Raw genomic sequence first — 276 nt, 5'->3', positions numbered from 1 at the left:
CCAGGCACCAGCGTACACATCGCAATGTGGGAGGTGAGTGACCCAGTCTGTCCCTTTTAGAAGCATCACCAATGGTCGCCAGCTACGTTGTTATCTTCATTACTCTTTTTATGGGAAAGAATGGAATGGTGTTCAGGCTGAACTTTATTGTCACCAGTCTTTGCGTAGTGATCGGCCTGTGTGCATCTGCCACTTATGCATCAGAAGGCAAGAGCAGACCCCTTCACATCCACTGCTCCCCCCTTTCTTCGGGGGAGCTGCCTCCTTTCCGGCTTT

General features: G+C 51.1%; 1 protein-coding gene. It reads left to right on the top strand.

From position 1 onward, the window contains the following. Positions 1-71: 71 nt before the first annotated feature. Positions 72-276 (top strand): hypothetical protein (locus E1189_RS24500; protein ID WP_230459892.1); only part of this gene is annotated, 205 nt, incomplete at its 3' end.

Origin of the sequence: Parendozoicomonas verongulae, from assembly GCF_009711465.1 — a bacterium.
GTDB lineage: Bacteria > Pseudomonadota > Gammaproteobacteria > Pseudomonadales > Endozoicomonadaceae > Sansalvadorimonas > Sansalvadorimonas verongulae.
The sequence above is the reverse complement of the archived record's forward strand: the minus strand, read 5'-3'. Positions and strand labels throughout refer to the sequence as shown.